Genomic DNA, 16,839 nt, shown 5'->3' with positions numbered 1-16,839 from the left:
CTCCGGGACTGTCCTACCGCTCCTTCGGCATACGGATGTCGAGCACGCACACGTCGTCGCGGCGCTCCTCCTCCAGCATCGATTCCAGCAGTGTCTTCAGGGACCCCATCTCGTCGCCCGGGTGGGCCGCCACGGCCCCGGCGAGACGGGCCAGGCCCACATCGATGTTCTCCGGGGGCCGCTCCACCAGACCGTCCGTGTACAGCAGCACCCGGTCGCCCGGTTCGAGACGGCACTCGGCCTCCTCGAACCGCGGTGTGGTGGTCGCGCCGAGCAGCATGCCGCTGGGCCGGCGCAGAAAGCTCACCTCGCCGTCGCGCAGCAGCAGGGGCGGGGTGTGGCCCGCCTGGGCCCAGACCAGACGCCGTTCGGCGGGCCGGTAGCGGGCCAGGACCATGGTCGCGGTGCCGTGGGGGTCCCGGGAGTGCAGCAGCAGGGTGTTGAGCCGGGCGAGCGCGCCGGTCAGCGAGGAGCCGGTGATGACCATGCCCTTGGCGGTGAACCGCAGCTGGGCCATGGTGGCGACGGCGTCCACCCCGTGCCCGGCGACATCGCCGACGACGAACAGCGCGTCGCCGTCGGGCAGTTCGATGGCGCTGAACCAGTCGCCGCCGACGTGGATGCCCGCCTGGGCGGGCAGGTAGGCGACCTCGACGCGCAGGCCGGCCAGGTTCACCGCCCGCTCGGGCAGGGGCAGCAGGGCGTTCTGCAGACGGGCGACCAGGGTCCGCTCGGACTGGAGCACGTCGTGCTGGGTGAGGATCGCCCGCTCGCTCTCGACCAGGGCGAGCTCGGCCCGCCGCCGCGCGGTCAGGTCCTGCACGAATCCGTGCACGTCGACGGGCGTGCCGTGCATGTCCGCCACCGCCTCGGCGACCAGTCGCAGATGACGGACGCCGCGCGTGCCGTGGACGCGGAACGGGAGGTCGAAGGGCCGCCCCTCGCGGATCAGGTTCTCGATGGCGAGGCCGAGCGAGGACCGGTCGTCGGACACCGCGAGTCCGGGAAGGCCGGCGAGCGGGACGGGTCCGTCCGCCGGGTCCCGGTCGAGGATCGAGAAGACCTGCGACGACCAGGACGCCTCGTCCGTGGCCAGGTTCCAGTTCGCCCAGCCGAGGTTGCCCAGCCGCTGCAGGTCGGCGAGCCGCTGCTCCTGCCGGTCGGACGAGGCGTGCCGGACCCAGGTCACCACCAGCGCGTCCTTCAGCCGGGTCACCCGTACGGAGTACGTGGACAGCTCCGCGACACTGTCCACCATCTCTTGTTGGGCGAACGGCTCGCTGACGTACGTCTCCCCGGTGGCGAGTGCGTCCAGGCAGCCCCGCCCCACCGGCGCGTCATCCAGGTCGGGCCAGAACTCCCGCAGCCGCCGTCCCACCGGGTCGCCGCCGGTGCCGCCCAGTACGTCGGCCGCCTGCTCCGTGGCGGCGTCGATCCGGAAGTCCTCGGGCTCACCGGAAGGGCCGCGCAGCGGGGTCAGCAGCAGCGCCGCGACCGGCAGCGCCGCGAACAGCGCCCGTATGCCCTCCGGGGGCGCGTCCGCCGTCGGCTCCGCCCGTGCGGTGAACGTACGCAGCCGCCCGGCGCACAGCCGGACGACTCCCCGCAGATGGGCGCGGTCGCGCGGGGTGAACGGGCCGGACCGCCCGCGCAGCACGCCGATGCAGACCTCGGGGCCCTCTGCGGCGGGCACCGGCAGCCAGGCCCGGGACAGCCACCGCTCGGGCGGTTCGCCGATCAGCGGGTACCGTGCGCTGTCCTCGGTGAAGTCCTCCAGCCAGCGCGGTTCGCCGGCCCGCAGGGCGTCCAGTACCGCGACCCCGCTGAAGGGGGGCACCTGACGCCACTGGGCGGCCAGCCGTTCGTCGAGTCCGGCGTGCCCGATCAGTTCCAGGCCACCGCCGAGCCGGCGGGCGTAGACCATGACGGAGTCCGCGCCCAGGTCCTGCCCGAGGTGGTCGCGCAGGCACCGGGCCAGTGCCTGGGGTGTGTCGGCGTGCACGAGGGCCCGGCCCAGGCGGCCGAGGGCCTCCGCGACGTCGTCGGGAGCGAAGGGCTCCTGCGTCGGGTCGGCCTCGGGGAGTCCGGCAGTCGCGCCGTCGGCGTCCCGCACCGGCCCTGCCGGCGACGCATCGGTGCCGGGTTGGGCGGTCGCCGTGCGGCCCAGGGTGATCCAGCACTCCTCCAGCAGGGTGCGGCGGGCCGCCTTGGCACGCTGGAGCAGCGTCTCGCCCGCGGCGTCGGCGGAGCAGCCGGTCAGCGCCATCACGACGCCTTTGGCGCGCTCCACCACGGCCGACGTGGCGGCCTGCTCGCGCAGCCGGTCCATCTCGACGCGCTGCTGGGCGACGACCCTGGCCAGTTCCACCAGGTCCGGCGCGGCTCCGGACTCCACCGGGACAACGGGCTCGCTCATCACGCGTTGAGCATCGCACACCGCTCCCGGTTCGTTGAAAGGCTTGTCCCCTCCGGATTCCCCGACGCCCCGGGCCGGCGGGTTCCTCCGGCGCCGCCCCGCCCACCTGCGGACCTGCCCGGCCCGGCGGCGCGGCGCGTGCCGAGGCGTTGCCGCGGGCTCGCCCGACCCGGCGGATGCCCCGGAGCCCGGCCCGGTGCGTGCCGGGCGGAAGCGCGGTCAGCGGCCGGTGCCGGCCAGGGCCTCGGTGACCGCGCGTACGCTGCGGGCGATGTGCTGGAGCTGCATGACCTCTGCCGCGTACAGCTTGATCGTGTGCTCGATGACCCCTTCGTGCAGTCCCAGCCGGGGCAGATCGGCCCGGGCGGTCTGCAGGGCGGTCCGGGCCACCCGGATCTCGTGCTCGACCTGGATCTGTGCGTGCCGGGCCAGCAGGACGGGGTGCCGCATGAGCGCCGGGTAGCTCGCGTAGCGCGCAGGCACCAGCTCGCGCAGCCACTTGGCCGCCGAGCGTTCCCAGTCGTAGCTGCCGGGTGCCTTGACCTGGCAGGGCCAGTCGGGACTGAGGCGCGTGGACGTCAGGGGCATGATCATCGCTTCCGGGTGTACGGCGTCGCCGGGGTGGACGACGGGGCGGGACGGCCCCGGCCCAGGGGATGACCGGGGCCGCCACGAGCGGCCGGGCAGGGGAGGCCCGGCCGAACACCGTGGCCGCGGGAGCGGGTAGGAGCCGGCGGCTTCGGGTGTTCGCGCGGGTGCCCGGTCGGGACCGGTGCCGTCCGCGGCGAATGGTGCTGGCAGCGCATGGGCGGACCGTCGGCTTTCCGGGCGGAGCGGGTGAGGGCGAGGGCGGTGGAACGCGGTCCGGAGTGGCCGGGTCGCGATCCGTGAGCAGTATTTATATATGCCATCTGGTTTTCAAGACGTATGAAAACATTCATGTGCGCTTTGATGCGGATGCTCCCTTTGTGGCCCCTCGGCGGGCTCAGTCCCTGAGGAAGAACTGGTGCTCGTCGGCGACGTGCTCGTACTCGTCGAGCCGGGCCTGCGTCCGCTCGGGATCCGCGTCCGTCATGGCCTGGAGCAGCGCCGCGCACATCACGCCGGGAGCCGCGTAGGAGTCGAACACCAGCCGTGACCCGGTGCCGGTGGCGAAGGTGATGTCGGCCTCGTCCGCGATCGGGCCCAGCGCCAGGTCGGTGATCAGCACGACCTTCAGCCCGGCGCTGCGGGCCACCCGCACCGCCGTCAGGGTCTCCTGGGCGTGCCGCGGCATGGAGAACGCCAGCACCCAGCTGCCGCCCGCCTCTCGCGACTGCAACAGCGCGTCGTAGGCGACGCTGCCGCCCCGCGTCACCAGCCGTACGTCCGGGTGGATACGGCGGGCGGCGTAGGCGAAGTACTCGGCCAGGGAGACGGAGATACGCAGACCGAGGACGGTGAGCGGCGTGGACGCGGACAGCCCGCGGCCCACCTCGATGACCCGGTCGGCGTCGGCGAAGTCCCGCCTCAGGTTCTCCAGATTCTCGATCTCGGCGTCCACGGCCGCCTGGAGCTCGTTGCCCCGGACCTCCTCGGCGGGGCCGCCGGAACGGGTCCCGAGAGTGATCGACTGGACCTTCTCCCGCAGCGCGGGGTAACCGCTGAAGCCGACCGCCGAGGCGAACCGGGTCACCGAGGGCTGACTCACCCCGACCCGGTCCGCGAGATCCGTGATCGACAGGAACGCCGCCTCGGTGATGTGCTCGATCAGGTACTGGGCGATGCGTCGCTGGCCGGGGGAGAGACGGGGCCGGTCGAACAACGTGCGGAGCTGGGCCGTCGGGGACACCTCCGTGTCCTGGCGCGCCTTTCCCGAGGTGATCGCGGACGCCTGTGCGCGTGCCTGCTGCGGCGATCGCACCGGTGCGCCTCGTTCGTCTCCCACGAGGGTTCAACATAGCCCACGCACCGTGGCGGCCAGTGCTTCTCGCAGGAGTGCACCGGCCCGTCCTCTCCGGGGATATCCGCGCCTTCTCTGGGAACCCGCCGACGCATCGAAGCACCCGGCACACGAGGAGCCAGCAGACATGACCGTCCCCGAGGAGAACCGGCCGAAGACCCGGGACACCGACGACACCGTCGAGCGGCCGGAGCACAAGGACGCGCGCGATCAGGGCGGCACCGGCCGCACGATGCGCGAGGCCCTGGAGGAGGCCGAGATCCGGCCCGACGACTTCGACGAACGCTAGACCGTCCCTCACATCCCCGTCCTCGACGGGACTACGTTTCGGCAGGTGAGAGCATGAGCGCCCTGAGCGCGCTGGAAGAGGCCCTGGAGAACCGGTGGGAGGCGCTGTGGGCGCGGATGTTCGGCCGGGAGCCGGTCGAACTCGTCGACGCCCTCCGGCGCGAGTGCGACAGCAACGCCGTGGTGTGCCGAGCGGGCCGGGTGCTCGTCCCCAACGCCTACGAGGTGGAACTGCCCGCCCCGGTGCACGAGGAACTGACGCGCCGCGGCAGTCGCGTGGGGCAGGCGCTCACCGACCGACTGGCCCGGCACGCCGCGCGCCACGGCTACGAATGGGCGGGCCCGCTCGCCGTGCACGTCAGCCGGTCCGCCGAGGTGCCCAACGGCCGTTACCGCGTGGCGAGCAGCGTGATGCCCCACGTGAGCGCCGACGGTTTCCAGCGGGCGGGGCAGCCGGGACCCGGCTGACGGCCCCGGTCAACGCCGGTAGACCGTGATCGAGTGACCGACGTCGTCGACCGGGCGGCTGCCCTCGATCAACTCGGCCAGCCGCCCGTCGCCCTGGCCGCCGCGGAGTCCGACACCACCAGGACCCCGCGCACCTCGGCGGGCGGCACCCGGCGCGGGTGGGCGGCGTCGATGCCGTACGACGAGGGCACCCCGCTGCCCTTGTAGACCAGCCAGATCCGCTCCCCGCGGTACCGCTGGCGCAGCCGGTCGGCGAGCCGGCCGGGGTCCTGGCCCCAGTCCACGTTGGAGTCGTGCAGCCGGGAACGGGTCTTCGAAGGACCGCCGAACGCCTCGTTGGAGTACGGCAGATAGTAGGGAAACGTCCGCAGCGAGCTCACCGCGACGCACGCCACCAGCACCGCCGTCGCCACCCGCACCCGCCGCCACCGCACCACGAGCACGAGCAGCCAGACCGAGGTGAGGACGAACCCGGCGGCCGGCACGTCGAGCGTGGCCAGTGAGCCGTGCGCGATCACGTCGGGGGAGAGGCAGTACAGCGCGAGCGCGGCTGAAACACCCGGCCCTGCCCGCCAGTTCACGGGCGAAGGCGAACACCACCAGCCCGAACAGCAGCGTCAGGGCGATCACCGGCAGGCGCGCCCACAGCATCAGACGCCACGGGTCGTTGCCCGACTCGTACAGCAGACGCCGCCCCAACTCACCTTGATCGCCGTCGAACGCCGTGTCGAGGTGCGGATCCGCGAGCGCCACCCCTGCGGCGATCACCAGCTTCCCGAGCGGCGGATGCTCGGGGTTGTACCGCAGGCTGTGCTCCTTCAGATACACGGCAGCCGTGCCCACGTACACCGGCTCGTCGATCGTCGGTGTCTGCCGCACGGCAGCGGTGACCATCGCCGCGGCCATCTGCCCGAGCAGCAGCACCACCACAACGGCCACCGCCCACCGCCGGCCCGCGCGCCCCGGCGCGGGCCCGCCGTCAGCACCGACGACCGCATCCCGTACGACCGCCGCCGCAAGAGCCCTCATGGGCCTCCACTCTCGCACCGGCCCCGCGCGGTTGGGGGGACACCGGCGCCGTCAGCGCGCCGCGCGCACCACAGCCGGTGCCCGCGCGGCGAGTTCCTCGAGCGGGCCGCCGGTCAGCCGGCACAGCGTCCACTCCTCCAGGAGCTCCGCCCCGAGCCCCTCGTAGAACGCGATCGCCGGCTCGTTCCAGTCCAGCACCATCCACTCGAAGCGTTCGAAACCGTGTCCCCGGCAGATCGCCGCGAGCGCGGCCAGCAGCGCCTTGCCGTGCCCGGCGCCCCGGGTGTGCGGGCGGACGTACAGGTCCTCGAGATGCATCCCCCGCGTACCGGTCCAGGTCGAGAAGCGCGGGAACCACAGCGCGAACCCGGCGACCTCTCCCGTCCCGTCGTCCTCGGCGATCAGGACGCGGGCCGCGGGGTGCTCGCCGAACAGGGCCGCGTGGAGCTGCTCCTCGGTGGCGCGGGCCTGCTCGGCCGCCTTCTCGTAGGTGGCGAGTTCGCGGATCATCGCGCGGATCTCGGGGACGTCGTGCACGGTGGCTTCTCTGATCACGGGAGGAGAGCCTGCGTCAACGGGGCGCACCGCGTCCAGCCGGTTTCACCGGCCGGGACGCGCCCGGCAACGCGGACTCCGGTACCACCAGGTCGGCCCGGTCCCGAGTCGGGGCGATCAGCTCGGCGTTGCGCTCGTCGGTGCGCAGCACCCAGGCCACCGCCTCCTGATGGCTCTTGCCGAACTCCTCGTGCCGGGCGATCAGCCGCCGCAGCCGCTCCTCCTCGTCCAGCACGCAGAACCACACCTCGTCGAGCCGGCGCCGGACCCGCGCCCACGCGCCGGTGTCCAGCAGCAGGTAGTTGCCCTCCGTCACCACCAGCCGGGCGGCCGGCGGTACCGGCAGTGCTCCCGCGAGCGGCTGCTCCAGCCCCCGTTCGAACCCGGGGGCGTACACGACATCGTCGTCCGCTTCCTCGCGCAGCCGCCCCAGCAGCGCCGCGTATCCCGCCGCGTCGAAGGTGTCCGGGGCGCCCTTGCGGTCCCGGCGGCCCAGACGGTCCAGTTCGGCGTCGGCGAGGTGGAAGCCGTCCATGGGGACGTGCGCGACCCACGGCTGCCCGCTGCCGTTGAGCTCCCGCACCAGATGCCCGGCGAGCGTCGATTTCCCCGCGCCCGGGCTGCCGGCGATGCCGAGGATCGCGCGCCGGCCGTCCCGGGGCAGGGAGCGGGCACGGCGGAGGAGGTCGTCGAAGGTCAGCGCCACACGGGCAAGTGTGTCACTTGCGCGGCCGGGGCCTGCCGCCATGTGGCCCGCGCCACTCACTGTTCGGCGCCCCACGGGGAACGGTGTCCTGTATGACGGATCTGGGTCTGCCCGATGACATTCTCGCCTGCCTCTTCGATCTCGACGGCGTCGTCACGAAGACGGCCGTCGTCCACGCGGCCGCCTGGAAGGAGATGTTCGACGCCTTCCTCCGCGAGCGGGACGGCGAAGCCTTCCGGCCCTTCGGCGACGCCGACTACGACGAGTACGTCGACGGCCGCCCGCGCGCCGACGGCGTCCGCACCTTCCTCGCCTCCCGCGCCATCGAACTGCCCGAGGGAAAACCCGACGACCCGCCCGACGCCCGTACCGTGCACGGCCTGGGCAACCGCAAGAACGAGCTGCTGCTGGAGAAGATCCGTACCGACGGCGTGCAGGCCTATGACGGCACCCTGCGCTATCTCGCCGCGGTCCGTGCCCGCGGACTGCGCACCGCGATCGTCTCCTCCAGCGCCAACTGCCGTGACGTGCTGCGCTCGATCGGTGCCGAGGACCTCTTCGACGTGCGCGTCGACGGTGTGGTCGCCGCCGAGCGCGGCCTGCCCGGGAAGCCGAAACCCGACACCTTCCTCGCCGCCGCCCGGGACCTCGGCGTCGAGCCGTCCCGGGCCGCCGTGTTCGAAGACGCGCTGGCCGGCATGGACGCGGGCCGCGCCGGGCACTTCGGATACGTCGTCGGCGTGGACCGGGTGGGCCAGACCGACGCGCTGTACGCGCACGGCGCCGACCGGGTCGTGACGGACCTGGCCGAACTCGGGGGTGAGCAGTGATCACACAGCGGGCGTACGCCGTCGAACCGTGGACCGTGCGCGAACACAGCCTGGACCTCGGCGTCCTCGCGCAGAGCGAGTCCGTGTTCGCGCTGTCCAACGGCCATGTCGGCTGGCGCGGCAACCTCGACGAGGGTGAACCGCACGGCCTGCCCGGCTCCTACCTCAACGGCGTCCATGAACTGCACCCGCTGCCCTACGCCGAGGCGGGCTACGGCTACCCGGAGTCGGGCCAGACGGTCATCAACGTCACCAATGGCAAGGTGATCCGGCTGCTCGTCGACGACGAACCGTTCGACCTGCGCTACGGGCGGCTCGTCAGCCACGAGCGGACCCTGGACCTGCGCCGGGGCGTCCTCGAGCGGGTCTGCGAATGGACCTCCCCGGCCGGGTCCACGGTCCGGGTGCGCTCCACCCGCCTCGTCTCCCTCACCCAGCGGGCCGTCGCCGCCGTCGCCTACGAGGTCGAGCCCGTCGACAGCCGGACGCGCGTGGTGGTGCAGTCCGAGCTGGTCGCCAACGAGAGCCTGCCGGGACCGGACGGCGACCCGCGCGCCGCGCGCGCCCTGAAGTCCCCGCTGGAACCGGAGGAGGACGTCGCCGAGGACCACCGGCTGCGCCTGGTGCACCGCACCCGGCGCAGCGGCCTCCGGGTCGCCGTGGCCGCCGACCACACCATCGACGGCCCCGAACGGACCACGACCGGCTGCGAGAGCAACGTGGACGTGGCCCGGCTGACCGTCACGTCGGTGCTGGAACCGGGGCAGCGGCTGCGGGTGGAGAAACTGGTCGCCCACGGCTGGTCCGGCGCCCGCTCCCGGCCCGCGATGAGCGACCAGGTGGAGGCGGCGCTGGCGGCCGCCGCGCACAGCGGCTGGCAGGGGCTTCTCGACGAACAGCGGGCGTACCTCGACGACTTCTGGGCCCGCGCCGACGTCGAGGTCGACGGCGACGAGGAGATCCAGCAGGCCGTCCGCTTCGCCCTCTTCCACGTCCTGCAGGCAGGCGCCCGCGCCGAACGGCGTGCGATACCCGCCAAGGGACTGACCGGCTCCGGCTACGACGGTCACGCCTTCTGGGATACCGAGGTCTTCGTACTGCCCCTGCTGATCTGCACCGCGCCGGACGCCGCAGCCGAGGCGCTGCGCTGGCGGCAGACCACCCTGCCCGTCGCCCGTGAGCGCGCCACCCAACTCGGGTTGCGCGGGGCCGCGTTCCCCTGGCGCACCATCGAGGGCTCGGAGGGCTCCGCCTACTGGCCGGCCGGCACCGCCGCCTTCCACGTCAACGCCGACATCGCCGACGCCGCGGTGCGCTACGTCCAGGCCACCGGCGACGAGCGCTTCGAACACGACACCGGCGTGGAACTGCTGGTGGAGACCGCCCGCCTCTGGCGCTCCCTCGGCCACCACGACGACCGGGGCGTCTTCCACATCGACGGGGTCACCGGACCGGACGAGTACAGCGCCGTCGCCGACGACAACACGTACACCAACCTCATGGCCCGGGCGAACCTGCTGGCCGCCGCCGACGCCTGCAAACGCCACCCCGACCGGGCGGCGGAGCTCGGCGTCGACGAGGAGGAGAGCGCCGGCTGGCGGGACGCAGCCGAGGCCGTGCACCTGCCCTACAACGACGAACTCGGCGTACACGAACAGCACGCGGGCTTCACCCGCTACCAGCGCTGGGACTTCGCCGGCACCCGCCCCGACCAGTACCCGCTGATGCTCCACTTCCCCTACTTCGACCTCTACCGCAAACAGGTGATCAAGCAGGCGGACCTCGTGCTGGCGATGCACACCTGCGCCGGCTTCTTCGAGGACAACCACGACGAGGAGCAGATCGCCCGCAACTTCGCCTACTACGAGCCGCTGACCGTACGGGACTCCTCGCTGTCGGCCTGTGTCCAGGCCGTCCTGGCCGCCCGCACCGGCCACCTGGACCTGGCCCACGCCTACACCGCCGAGGCCGCCCTGATGGACCTCGCGGACCTGGAGCACAACACCCGGGACGGACTGCACATCGCCTCCCTGGCCGGCACCTGGACGGCGCTGGTCGCCGGGTTCGGCGGCATGCGCTGGGACGACGGCAGCCTCCGGTTCACCCCGCGGCTGCCGTCGAGGCTCGGCCGTCTGGCCTTCACCCTGCGGTTCCTCGGCCGGTGCCTGCGTGTCGAGGTCACGCCCGACCGGGCCACGTACACGCTGCGCTCCGGCCCCCCACTGACCCTCCGTCACCACGGCACCGAGCTGACCGTACGCAAGGACGCCCCCGTCGAACGGCCCGTCCCGCCGTCCACGCCGCGCCCTGCCCCCGAGCAGCCCCCGCACCGCGGACCGCACCCGCGCTGACGGTGGCGGGCACCGGGGCGGGTGACGCGGTTGGCCGTATCCCGCCCTGCGTGCCCGCCCCGTGCGGGTTAGTTTGTCCGTGTTCTCCGGAAGCCCGGTTCCCTTCACCCCCGGTCCGTGGACCGCACGGCCGGTGGACCGCCGGGACCCATGACGCGCGGGACGAGGGACGGACGATGACCGACGGCACCGGTGCCCTCCTCGCCGGCACCCGGCGAGCAGGACACCGGCCCGCGCCCGGCGCCTCCCGGCGCACGCGCGGCGCCTGGCCGTTCGCGGTGCCGGCCGCCGTCTTCACCCTCGCCCAACTCGCCCTCGTCCGGCCGGTGCTGGGCCTCGGCTGGGACGAGATCGTCTACATCAGCCAGGTCACCTCCCACCACCCCGCCGCCTTCTTCAGCGCCCCCCGCTCGCGGGGCGTCTCCCTGCTGGTGGCGCCCGTCGCGTCCTGGTCCTCGTCCACGGTGCTGCTGCGCGTCCATCTCGCCGTACTGTCCGGGCTCGGCCTCTACCTCGCCCTGCGCTCCTGGCGCGGCCTGTTCCCGACCCGGGTCCTGGTCACCGCCGGGGCCTTCTTCGCCTCCCTGTGGGTGACGCTCTTCTACGGTCCCCAGGCCATGCCCAACTACTGGGTCGCCACCGGCGCGCTGATCACCACCGGCTGCTTCCTGCGCCACCGCGTGGACCGCTCGGCCGGCGGCCCGCTGTGGGGCGTCGTGGCGGGGGCCGTGCTCATGGCCTTGATGCGGCCCACCGATGCCGTCTGGGTGGCGGTCCCGCTCCTCGTCCTCGCCCTGGCGGGCCGGCACGGGCGGCTGCTGCTCGCCCTCGTCGGCGGTCTCGTGGCGGGCGCGGCCGAGTGGGTGATCGAGGCGTACGCCGGATTCGGCGGCCTGGGGGAGCGGCTGGCCGAGGCCTCCCGCGTCCAGGGCGGGCTCGGCGTGCAGATCGCCGTCGGTGACCAGCTGCGCAGCCTGGGCGGGCGTGCCCTGTGCCGTCCGTGCACGGGGCCGATGCCGCACCCGGTGATCACCCTGTGGTGGTTCGTCCTGCCGGTGCTCGCCGTGCTCGGGCTGATCGTCGCGGTGCGGGCCCGGCGCACCCTGTGCACCCTGGTGCCCCTGGTCTGCGCCACGACCGCCGCACTTCCGTACCTGTTCATGATCGGATACGCGGCGCCCCGCTTCCTCCAGCCCGCCTACGCCCTGCTCGCGATCCCGGTCGCCGACGCGCTGTGGTACCTGCTCACAGCGCCGCGCGGGAGGTGGCGGCCGACCGTCGGGGCCCTGGTCGCGCTCGGGCTGGCCGGCCATCTGACGGTGCAGCTGGCCGTCCTCGTGCACACCGTGGACCGAAACACCGACAGCCGCCGCGACTGGGCCCGCATGGCCGGCCGGCTGCACCGGCTCGGTGTCCGCCCACCCTGTCTGATCACCGGCCACGAGGCCATTCCCGTCGGCTACTACGCCGGCTGCTCCTCCGGTGCGACCGCCGGGAACAACGAGAACACCACGGCCGCCGAGATCCTGCGCACCGCCGACCGCATCCCCGTCGCCACGCTCACCGGCCCCGGCGGTACACCGCCCGGCTACGCCCGTGCCTGGCCCGCCCACCGGATCGGCGACCTCCAGGTGCGTATCGCCCCCGCGCCCGGTCCGGGCACCGCAGGGTGACGGCGATCACCCCGTACCGCCGGCGGTGTTTCCCGCGCGCCCGGTCCAGGTAGGACTCGGTTGTCGGAACGCGGATGTGCGACGAGGGGGAGTGCGGCATGGCGGGGAGCGATCACGAAGGGCGGCTGGGGGAGGAGTTCTTCACTCCGGGGACCTCGTCCTTCACCGAGTTCCTGGCGGTCCACCGCCCCGAGCTGCTGGGCACACGCACCCTGCCCCAGGGGGTCCGCGCCCCGGAGAGCCCGCACGGCACCACGATCCTCGCCCTCACCTACCGCGACGGCGTGCTGATCGCCGGCGACCGCAGAGCCACGATGGGCAACCTGATCGCCCAGCGCGACCTGGAGAAGGTGCTGCCCGCCGACGACCACACCGCGATCGCGATCGCCGGCACCGTGGGGATCGCCCTGGAGATGGTGCGGCTCTACCAGGTCGAACTCGCGCACTTCGAGAAGATCGAGGGCATCCCCATGACCCTCGCCGCGAAGGCGACCCGGCTGGCCACCATGATCCGCCAGAACCTCGGCCAGGCCATGCAGGGTCTCGCCGTCGTCCCACTCCTCGCCGGCTACGACACCACCGCGCCCGCGGGCGCGCGGGGCCGCATCTTCTCCTTCGACGCCGCCGGCGGCCGCTACGAGAAGTTCGGCTTCCACGCGGAGGGCTCCGGATCGCCGTACGCCAGGGGAGCGCTGAAGAAGCTCCACCGGCCGGACATGTCGCGCGACGAGGCCGCCCTGGTCGCCCTGGAGGCGCTCTACGACGCGGCCGAGGACGACTCCGCGACCGGTGGCCCGGACGTCGCCCGCCGCATCTTCCCGGTCGTGTCGGTGATCACCGGGGACGGGTACGAGCGGCTCGCCGAAACGGAGACCCGGCGGCTGAGCCTCGCCGTGGTCGAGCGGCGGCAGTCCCGGCCGGACGGGCCGAACGCGCCCGTGTGACCTCCGCACCGCGCGTGACGCTCCCTGTCGTCCGGCGCACTGGGTTAGAGATCGCGTGACGGGAAACGCGGATCTGACACCCGCGGAGGAACGAGCCGACGCAGCGTGACAGGGAGGCAGCCATGGGCACCGAACCGATGGCCGACGACGCGTACCAGCCCACCGGGAGCAACGAGGAGCAGGAGGACGCCGCGCCGCTCGACATGCAGGACGCCCTCGACGAACGGTCCTACGACGACACCCTCGACGAGGGCTACTCGCCGCCGGAGAAACCGCTCGGCGTCACCAAGCACGGCACCACGGCCGCCGAGCAGCACGACGGGGAGACCCTCGACGAACGGCTGGCCCAGGAGGTGCCGGACGCGTCCGTGCCCGTCGGGGACGAGGTGGGCGACCTTCCCGGCGGCGAGGGCGAGCCGGTCGACCCGGAGGCGGGCACCGGCCGGGCCGGACGCCTGGTCGCCCCCGACGAGGGCGCCCACACCGACACCACCAAGGAGAGCGTCGCCGAGGACGTCGGCATCGACGGAGGGGCCGCCGGCGCCGAGGAGGCCGCCGTACACGTCATCGAGGACGAGACGGCGCTCCCGGACGATCAGGACAGAACCTGAGCCGAGCCCTCACGGCGCCGCCGGTCCGGTGCACCATCGCACCGGACCGGCGGCGCCGTGTCCTGCCCCACCGGCAGGGCCTGCGGGAATCTCAGGGAAGGATCTTGTCGAGGGCGGCGGGCCCCTCCTCGGCCAGCTTCCGCCGGGCCCAGTCGAGGTTCTGCGGGGTGAGGTCCTTGCCCGAGGCGAGGACCAGGTCCTCCGGCGACACATCCGTGCCGGTGCGGGCGTGGAGCAGGCTGTCCGGGGTGGCGCGGTCCTCGGGCTGCCGGGACGCGTCGGGCTGGGACGTCGACATCTTCTGGCTCCTCGGGTCCGGATCGCTGTTGCGGCCCCGGTGCTGTCATCGGGTCCGATATCACCATTCAACGCGGGGGCCCGCCGTGCATCCGGAACGCCCGCGGCACCGCGGTGAAGGGCCGCCTCCTGGATGCCGGGGTACCTTCCCGGGCCGACGGGAAACCTGCTCCCGCAGTGCCGGCCCGGGCAGCGCACCGGGAGGCCCGCCCGAGGACAGACAGGCCCTAGAAGGGCGAGAGCGTCAGCCGCAGGCCCGTCGGGGCCGTGTCCTGGATGTACGAGGCGAAGTCGGCCACGTCGTCGAAGGCGAAGCCGTACGCCTTGCCGTCCTCGGTGGCCGTGTGCATGGCCTTGGAGTAGTGGTTGGTGAGCTCGGTCGCGTAGAAGACCGAGGGGTCCGTGGTCGGCTGGTCGGGGTGGCTGAGGAGCGTGGAGCGGTTGAAGCCGGCGCCCAGCACCGCGGCGACCGGACCGGTGGTGCCGTCGTTGGGGGCGGCGAGGGCACCGTCGCAGAACAGGACGTCCCGCGTGGACGGCTTGCCGAAGGAGACCTGGGCGGGTCCGTCGAAGGTGAACCGGTCGCCGCGCACCCGGCCGGTGAAGGTACCGGCATTGGTGGTGATTTTGAGGTCCTTGCCGGTGTAGGTGCTCCACACCTCGTCGATGTACGGGGCGAGGTAGTCCTCGGCGAACAGACCGGCGTCCAGACCGTGGCCGGGGGCGATGATCCGGGTGTCGTCCACGACGAGCCGGGAGAACGCCTCCATCTCCTTGACGGCGGCGAACGCGGCGGCGCGGCCTCCCTCGCGCACCGTGCCCGTCGTCTGGTCCTTGGCGCCCGTCAGCCGGATGCTCAGCGGCACGCTGAACATGTCGACCATCGTCGTGTTGCAGAACATGCCCGAGGAGTTGTACGTGAACTCCGCGCAGTCGTGCAGCACGCCGTAGTTGGGGTCCGAGGTGACCCAGCCGGCCGGGTACTGCAGCGCCGCGTTGCCGTTGCCGTCCGTGACGGCCTTGAACTTGAGCTTCTCGCCGAGGGACACGTAGATCCGGCCGGACATGTACGGCAGGGACAGCTTCGTCTCGCCGCTTCCGGCCAGGCTGATCGCGTAGTCGGTGAAGCCGTCGGGGCCGTTGTCCGACGCGGCGATCGGGGCGAGGGTCCCCTCCGGGGTGACGCGGACCTGCCGGCCGTCCGCGTTGCCCACGATGTAGAGGTGCACGTTCTCGTTGCCGAAGGAACCGCTGTCGTTGGCGATCGTCAGCGGCAGGGGCCCCGCCGCCGTCGCGGCGGCCTTCCGCCCGTCGGACTGCCCGGCGAGGGCGTGCGGAGCGAGCGCTGCCGCGGCGGGGACGGCCACGGCGGCGCCGCCGAGGGCGAAGAGGACCTTGCGGCGGCCGAGGGTGCGCTGGTGACGAGGAGTCATGTGGGGGGTCTCCTGGGGTGTTCGTGCGGCTTTCGGACCGCGCCGGCCGACGTGGGGAGGGACGGACACCAGAGACGCGTCCTGCTGCGCTGAGAGCGCTCTCATGTCGTTGGTCGGGACCGGCGCGCGCTCTCGATGGTAGGGACCACGACGGTCCCCGCCAATGGTCCGACTTGTCCCCAACCCGCTGTGACCTGGGCCTACTTGAAACAATGACGAAGAGCCCACGAGGGCTTAACCGGCCTTTAAGGGTGGCTTAAGGCGCCCGATCCGGGCGAACACGGAGCGCGTTGAAAGCGCTCCATTCCGCAGCCGGTCCGGGGTGACGGGCCGGGACGCCGGCCCGGGTCCGGGGTCGAACCTCCGGGCCGGCCGCGGCACGCGGTCAGCGCGCTCCGCTGTGCAGCAGCGTCTCCGCCGTGGCGAGGATCTCCGTGACCCGGAGGGCGAACGCGGCGTCACAGGCGTGGGGAGTGCCGGTGCCGGCCGCGGCGAGGAGGGCGTCCAGGGCCCGGCTGAGGGCCGGGACCGCTCCCTGCGTGGCCTGCGGGAGGACCGTGACCCCCGCCTCGCCGCGGAGTTCGACCATGGCGCCGGCCGCGGCCGGGGGAGCGGTCAGACTCAGGGTGAGACTGCTCGACGCACCGCTCACATGGTCGAGGACGAGATGGACGGTGTCACCGGGGCCGTATGCCGCCGCCGTCACCCGCCGTGGGTCGCCGAGCACCGGAAGCAGTACGGACAGGGCGTGCGGGCCGACGTCCCACAGGGCGCCCTTCTCCCGCCGCCACGGCGAGGCCGCGAAGGGATTGTCCTCGGCGGTGAACACTGCCCCGAGCCACTGCGCCCGCCCGGTGAACCAGCCGCCGGTGCCGGCCTGTTCGGTGATCCATGCCTCGGGTCCGGGCTGGAAGCGGGTGGTGAAGAAGACCACCGAGGCGATCCCGGCCTCCTCGGCCGCCTCGACCACCGCCCGCCCCTGCGCGACCGTCGGCGCCAGCGGCTTGTCGAGGAGCAGATGGCATCCGGCCCGCGCCGCCCGCACCGCCAGCTCCGCCTGCACTGCCGGCGGCAGCGCGACGGCGACGGCGTCCACGTCGGCGAACAGTGCCTCCACGTCGTCGTAGGCCCGGGTGCCGTGCAGGTCGGCCAGCTCCCGGGCGGCGTCGGGCCGGCGGCCCCACACGCCGGTGAACTCCAGGTCCCTGTGCCCGCTCAGCGCGGGGGCGTGTGCCACCTGCGCCCAGGGTCCGGTGCCGAGCAGTCCGATCCGCATGCCGCCGCCTCTCTTGGGGC

At 73.1% G+C, this 16,839-nt stretch carries 15 protein-coding genes and 1 pseudogene; 7 read left to right on the top strand and 9 right to left on the bottom strand.

Annotated features, from left to right (window positions below; all coding sequences use genetic code 11):
• Nucleotides 1–13: 13 nt before the first annotated feature.
• The 3 genes from IE178_RS07810 to IE178_RS07800 form a co-directional block, all read right to left on the bottom strand.
• The gene (locus tag IE178_RS07810; RefSeq protein WP_193511728.1) at nucleotides 14–2,416 is read right to left on the bottom strand and encodes a SpoIIE family protein phosphatase; all 2,403 of its coding nucleotides are present in this window, start codon (nucleotides 2,414–2,416) and stop codon (nucleotides 14–16) included.
• A gap of 219 nt (nucleotides 2,417–2,635) precedes the next feature.
• Nucleotides 2,636–3,010, bottom strand: coding sequence for a hypothetical protein (locus tag IE178_RS07805; protein WP_193511726.1), 375 nt, complete (start codon nucleotides 3,008–3,010; stop codon nucleotides 2,636–2,638).
• A gap of 391 nt (nucleotides 3,011–3,401) precedes the next feature.
• On the bottom strand, nucleotides 3,402–4,319 hold the full coding sequence (locus tag IE178_RS07800; RefSeq protein WP_184762856.1) for a MurR/RpiR family transcriptional regulator: 918 nt from the start codon (nucleotides 4,317–4,319) through the stop codon (nucleotides 3,402–3,404).
• 166 nt (nucleotides 4,320–4,485) lie between these two features.
• On the opposite strand from IE178_RS07800, the gene IE178_RS07795 reads away from it, so the two are divergent.
• Nucleotides 4,486–4,647, top strand: coding sequence for a hypothetical protein (locus tag IE178_RS07795; RefSeq protein WP_184762721.1), 162 nt, complete (start codon nucleotides 4,486–4,488; stop codon nucleotides 4,645–4,647).
• Between the two features lie 53 nt (nucleotides 4,648–4,700).
• Entirely contained in the window at nucleotides 4,701–5,114 is a 414-nt protein-coding gene (locus IE178_RS07790; protein WP_193511724.1) for a DUF3662 domain-containing protein, read from the top strand.
• Between the two features lie 9 nt (nucleotides 5,115–5,123).
• On the opposite strand, the pseudogene IE178_RS07785 reads toward IE178_RS07790, so the two are convergent.
• The 3 genes and pseudogenes from IE178_RS07785 to IE178_RS07775 form a co-directional block, all read right to left on the bottom strand.
• Nucleotides 5,124–6,143: pseudogene (locus IE178_RS07785) on the bottom strand (phospholipid carrier-dependent glycosyltransferase).
• 51 nt (nucleotides 6,144–6,194) lie between these two features.
• Complete coding sequence (locus tag IE178_RS07780) at nucleotides 6,195–6,698, bottom strand: GNAT family N-acetyltransferase (RefSeq protein ID WP_184762724.1); 504 nt, start codon at nucleotides 6,696–6,698, stop codon at nucleotides 6,195–6,197.
• Nucleotides 6,699–6,714: 16 nt separating this feature from the next.
• Complete coding sequence (locus IE178_RS07775; RefSeq protein ID WP_193511722.1) at nucleotides 6,715–7,404, bottom strand: nucleoside/nucleotide kinase family protein; 690 nt, start codon at nucleotides 7,402–7,404, stop codon at nucleotides 6,715–6,717.
• A 92-nt stretch (nucleotides 7,405–7,496) separates the two neighbouring features.
• Here IE178_RS07775 and IE178_RS07770 point away from each other — a divergent pair, with 92 nt between their 5' ends.
• From IE178_RS07770 to IE178_RS07750, 5 genes are all read left to right on the top strand, one after another.
• Nucleotides 7,497–8,234, top strand: a complete 738-nt coding sequence (locus IE178_RS07770; protein ID WP_184762726.1) for a beta-phosphoglucomutase family hydrolase — start codon at nucleotides 7,497–7,499, stop codon at nucleotides 8,232–8,234.
• Complete coding sequence (locus tag IE178_RS07765; RefSeq protein WP_193511721.1) at nucleotides 8,231–10,585, top strand: glycoside hydrolase family 65 protein; 2,355 nt, start codon at nucleotides 8,231–8,233, stop codon at nucleotides 10,583–10,585. The genes IE178_RS07770 and IE178_RS07765 overlap by 4 nt, the downstream gene beginning before the upstream one ends.
• Before the next feature lie 176 nt (nucleotides 10,586–10,761).
• Nucleotides 10,762–12,258: a hypothetical protein gene (locus IE178_RS07760; protein ID WP_193511720.1), complete on the top strand. Its 1,497-nt coding sequence runs from the start codon at nucleotides 10,762–10,764 to the stop codon at nucleotides 12,256–12,258.
• Nucleotides 12,259–12,356: 98 nt separating this feature from the next.
• On the top strand, nucleotides 12,357–13,202 hold the full coding sequence (gene prcB, locus IE178_RS07755) for a proteasome subunit beta (RefSeq protein ID WP_193511719.1): 846 nt from the start codon (nucleotides 12,357–12,359) through the stop codon (nucleotides 13,200–13,202).
• 122 nt (nucleotides 13,203–13,324) lie between these two features.
• Nucleotides 13,325–13,813, top strand: a complete 489-nt coding sequence (locus IE178_RS07750) for a DUF5709 domain-containing protein (protein WP_184762730.1) — start codon at nucleotides 13,325–13,327, stop codon at nucleotides 13,811–13,813.
• A gap of 91 nt (nucleotides 13,814–13,904) precedes the next feature.
• Here the strand turns inward: IE178_RS07750 and IE178_RS07745 are convergent, their stop codons facing one another.
• The 3 genes from IE178_RS07745 to IE178_RS07735 form a co-directional block, all read right to left on the bottom strand.
• A complete protein-coding gene (locus IE178_RS07745; RefSeq protein ID WP_184762731.1) occupies nucleotides 13,905–14,111 on the bottom strand; it encodes a hypothetical protein in 207 nt (68 codons plus the stop codon).
• A 226-nt stretch (nucleotides 14,112–14,337) separates the two neighbouring features.
• Nucleotides 14,338–15,543, bottom strand: coding sequence for a glycoside hydrolase family 64 protein (locus IE178_RS07740; RefSeq protein ID WP_193511718.1), 1,206 nt, complete (start codon nucleotides 15,541–15,543; stop codon nucleotides 14,338–14,340).
• A gap of 385 nt (nucleotides 15,544–15,928) precedes the next feature.
• Entirely contained in the window at nucleotides 15,929–16,819 is an 891-nt protein-coding gene (locus IE178_RS07735) for a Gfo/Idh/MocA family protein (RefSeq protein WP_193511717.1), read from the bottom strand.
• Nucleotides 16,820–16,839: the final 20 nt, after the last annotated feature.

This window comes from Streptomyces griseoloalbus (assembly GCA_014650015.1).
GTDB classification, from domain to species: domain Bacteria; phylum Actinomycetota; class Actinomycetes; order Streptomycetales; family Streptomycetaceae; genus Streptomyces; species Streptomyces griseoloalbus.
Note: the sequence above shows the minus strand (reverse complement) of the source record. Positions and strands in the feature narration are given on the sequence as shown.

Bases quoted from the DNA above. Each gene is read 5' to 3' on its own strand.
- IE178_RS07810 (WP_193511728.1), bottom strand. From the start codon at position 2,416: ATGAGCGAGCCCGTTGTCCCGGTGGAGTCCGGAGCCGCGCCGGACCTG.
- IE178_RS07805 (WP_193511726.1), bottom strand. From the start codon at position 3,010: ATGATCATGCCCCTGACGTCCACGCGCCTCAGTCCCGACTGGCCCTGC.
- IE178_RS07795 (WP_184762721.1), top strand. From the start codon at position 4,486: ATGACCGTCCCCGAGGAGAACCGGCCGAAGACCCGGGACACCGACGAC.
- IE178_RS07790 (WP_193511724.1), top strand. From the start codon at position 4,701: ATGAGCGCCCTGAGCGCGCTGGAAGAGGCCCTGGAGAACCGGTGGGAG.
- IE178_RS07770 (WP_184762726.1), top strand. From the start codon at position 7,497: ATGACGGATCTGGGTCTGCCCGATGACATTCTCGCCTGCCTCTTCGAT.
- IE178_RS07760 (WP_193511720.1), top strand. From the start codon at position 10,762: ATGACCGACGGCACCGGTGCCCTCCTCGCCGGCACCCGGCGAGCAGGA.
- prcB (WP_193511719.1), top strand. From the start codon at position 12,357: ATGGCGGGGAGCGATCACGAAGGGCGGCTGGGGGAGGAGTTCTTCACT.
- IE178_RS07750 (WP_184762730.1), top strand. From the start codon at position 13,325: ATGGGCACCGAACCGATGGCCGACGACGCGTACCAGCCCACCGGGAGC.
- IE178_RS07745 (WP_184762731.1), bottom strand. From the start codon at position 14,111: ATGTCGACGTCCCAGCCCGACGCGTCCCGGCAGCCCGAGGACCGCGCC.
- IE178_RS07740 (WP_193511718.1), bottom strand. From the start codon at position 15,543: ATGACTCCTCGTCACCAGCGCACCCTCGGCCGCCGCAAGGTCCTCTTC.
- IE178_RS07735 (WP_193511717.1), bottom strand. From the start codon at position 16,819: ATGCGGATCGGACTGCTCGGCACCGGACCCTGGGCGCAGGTGGCACAC.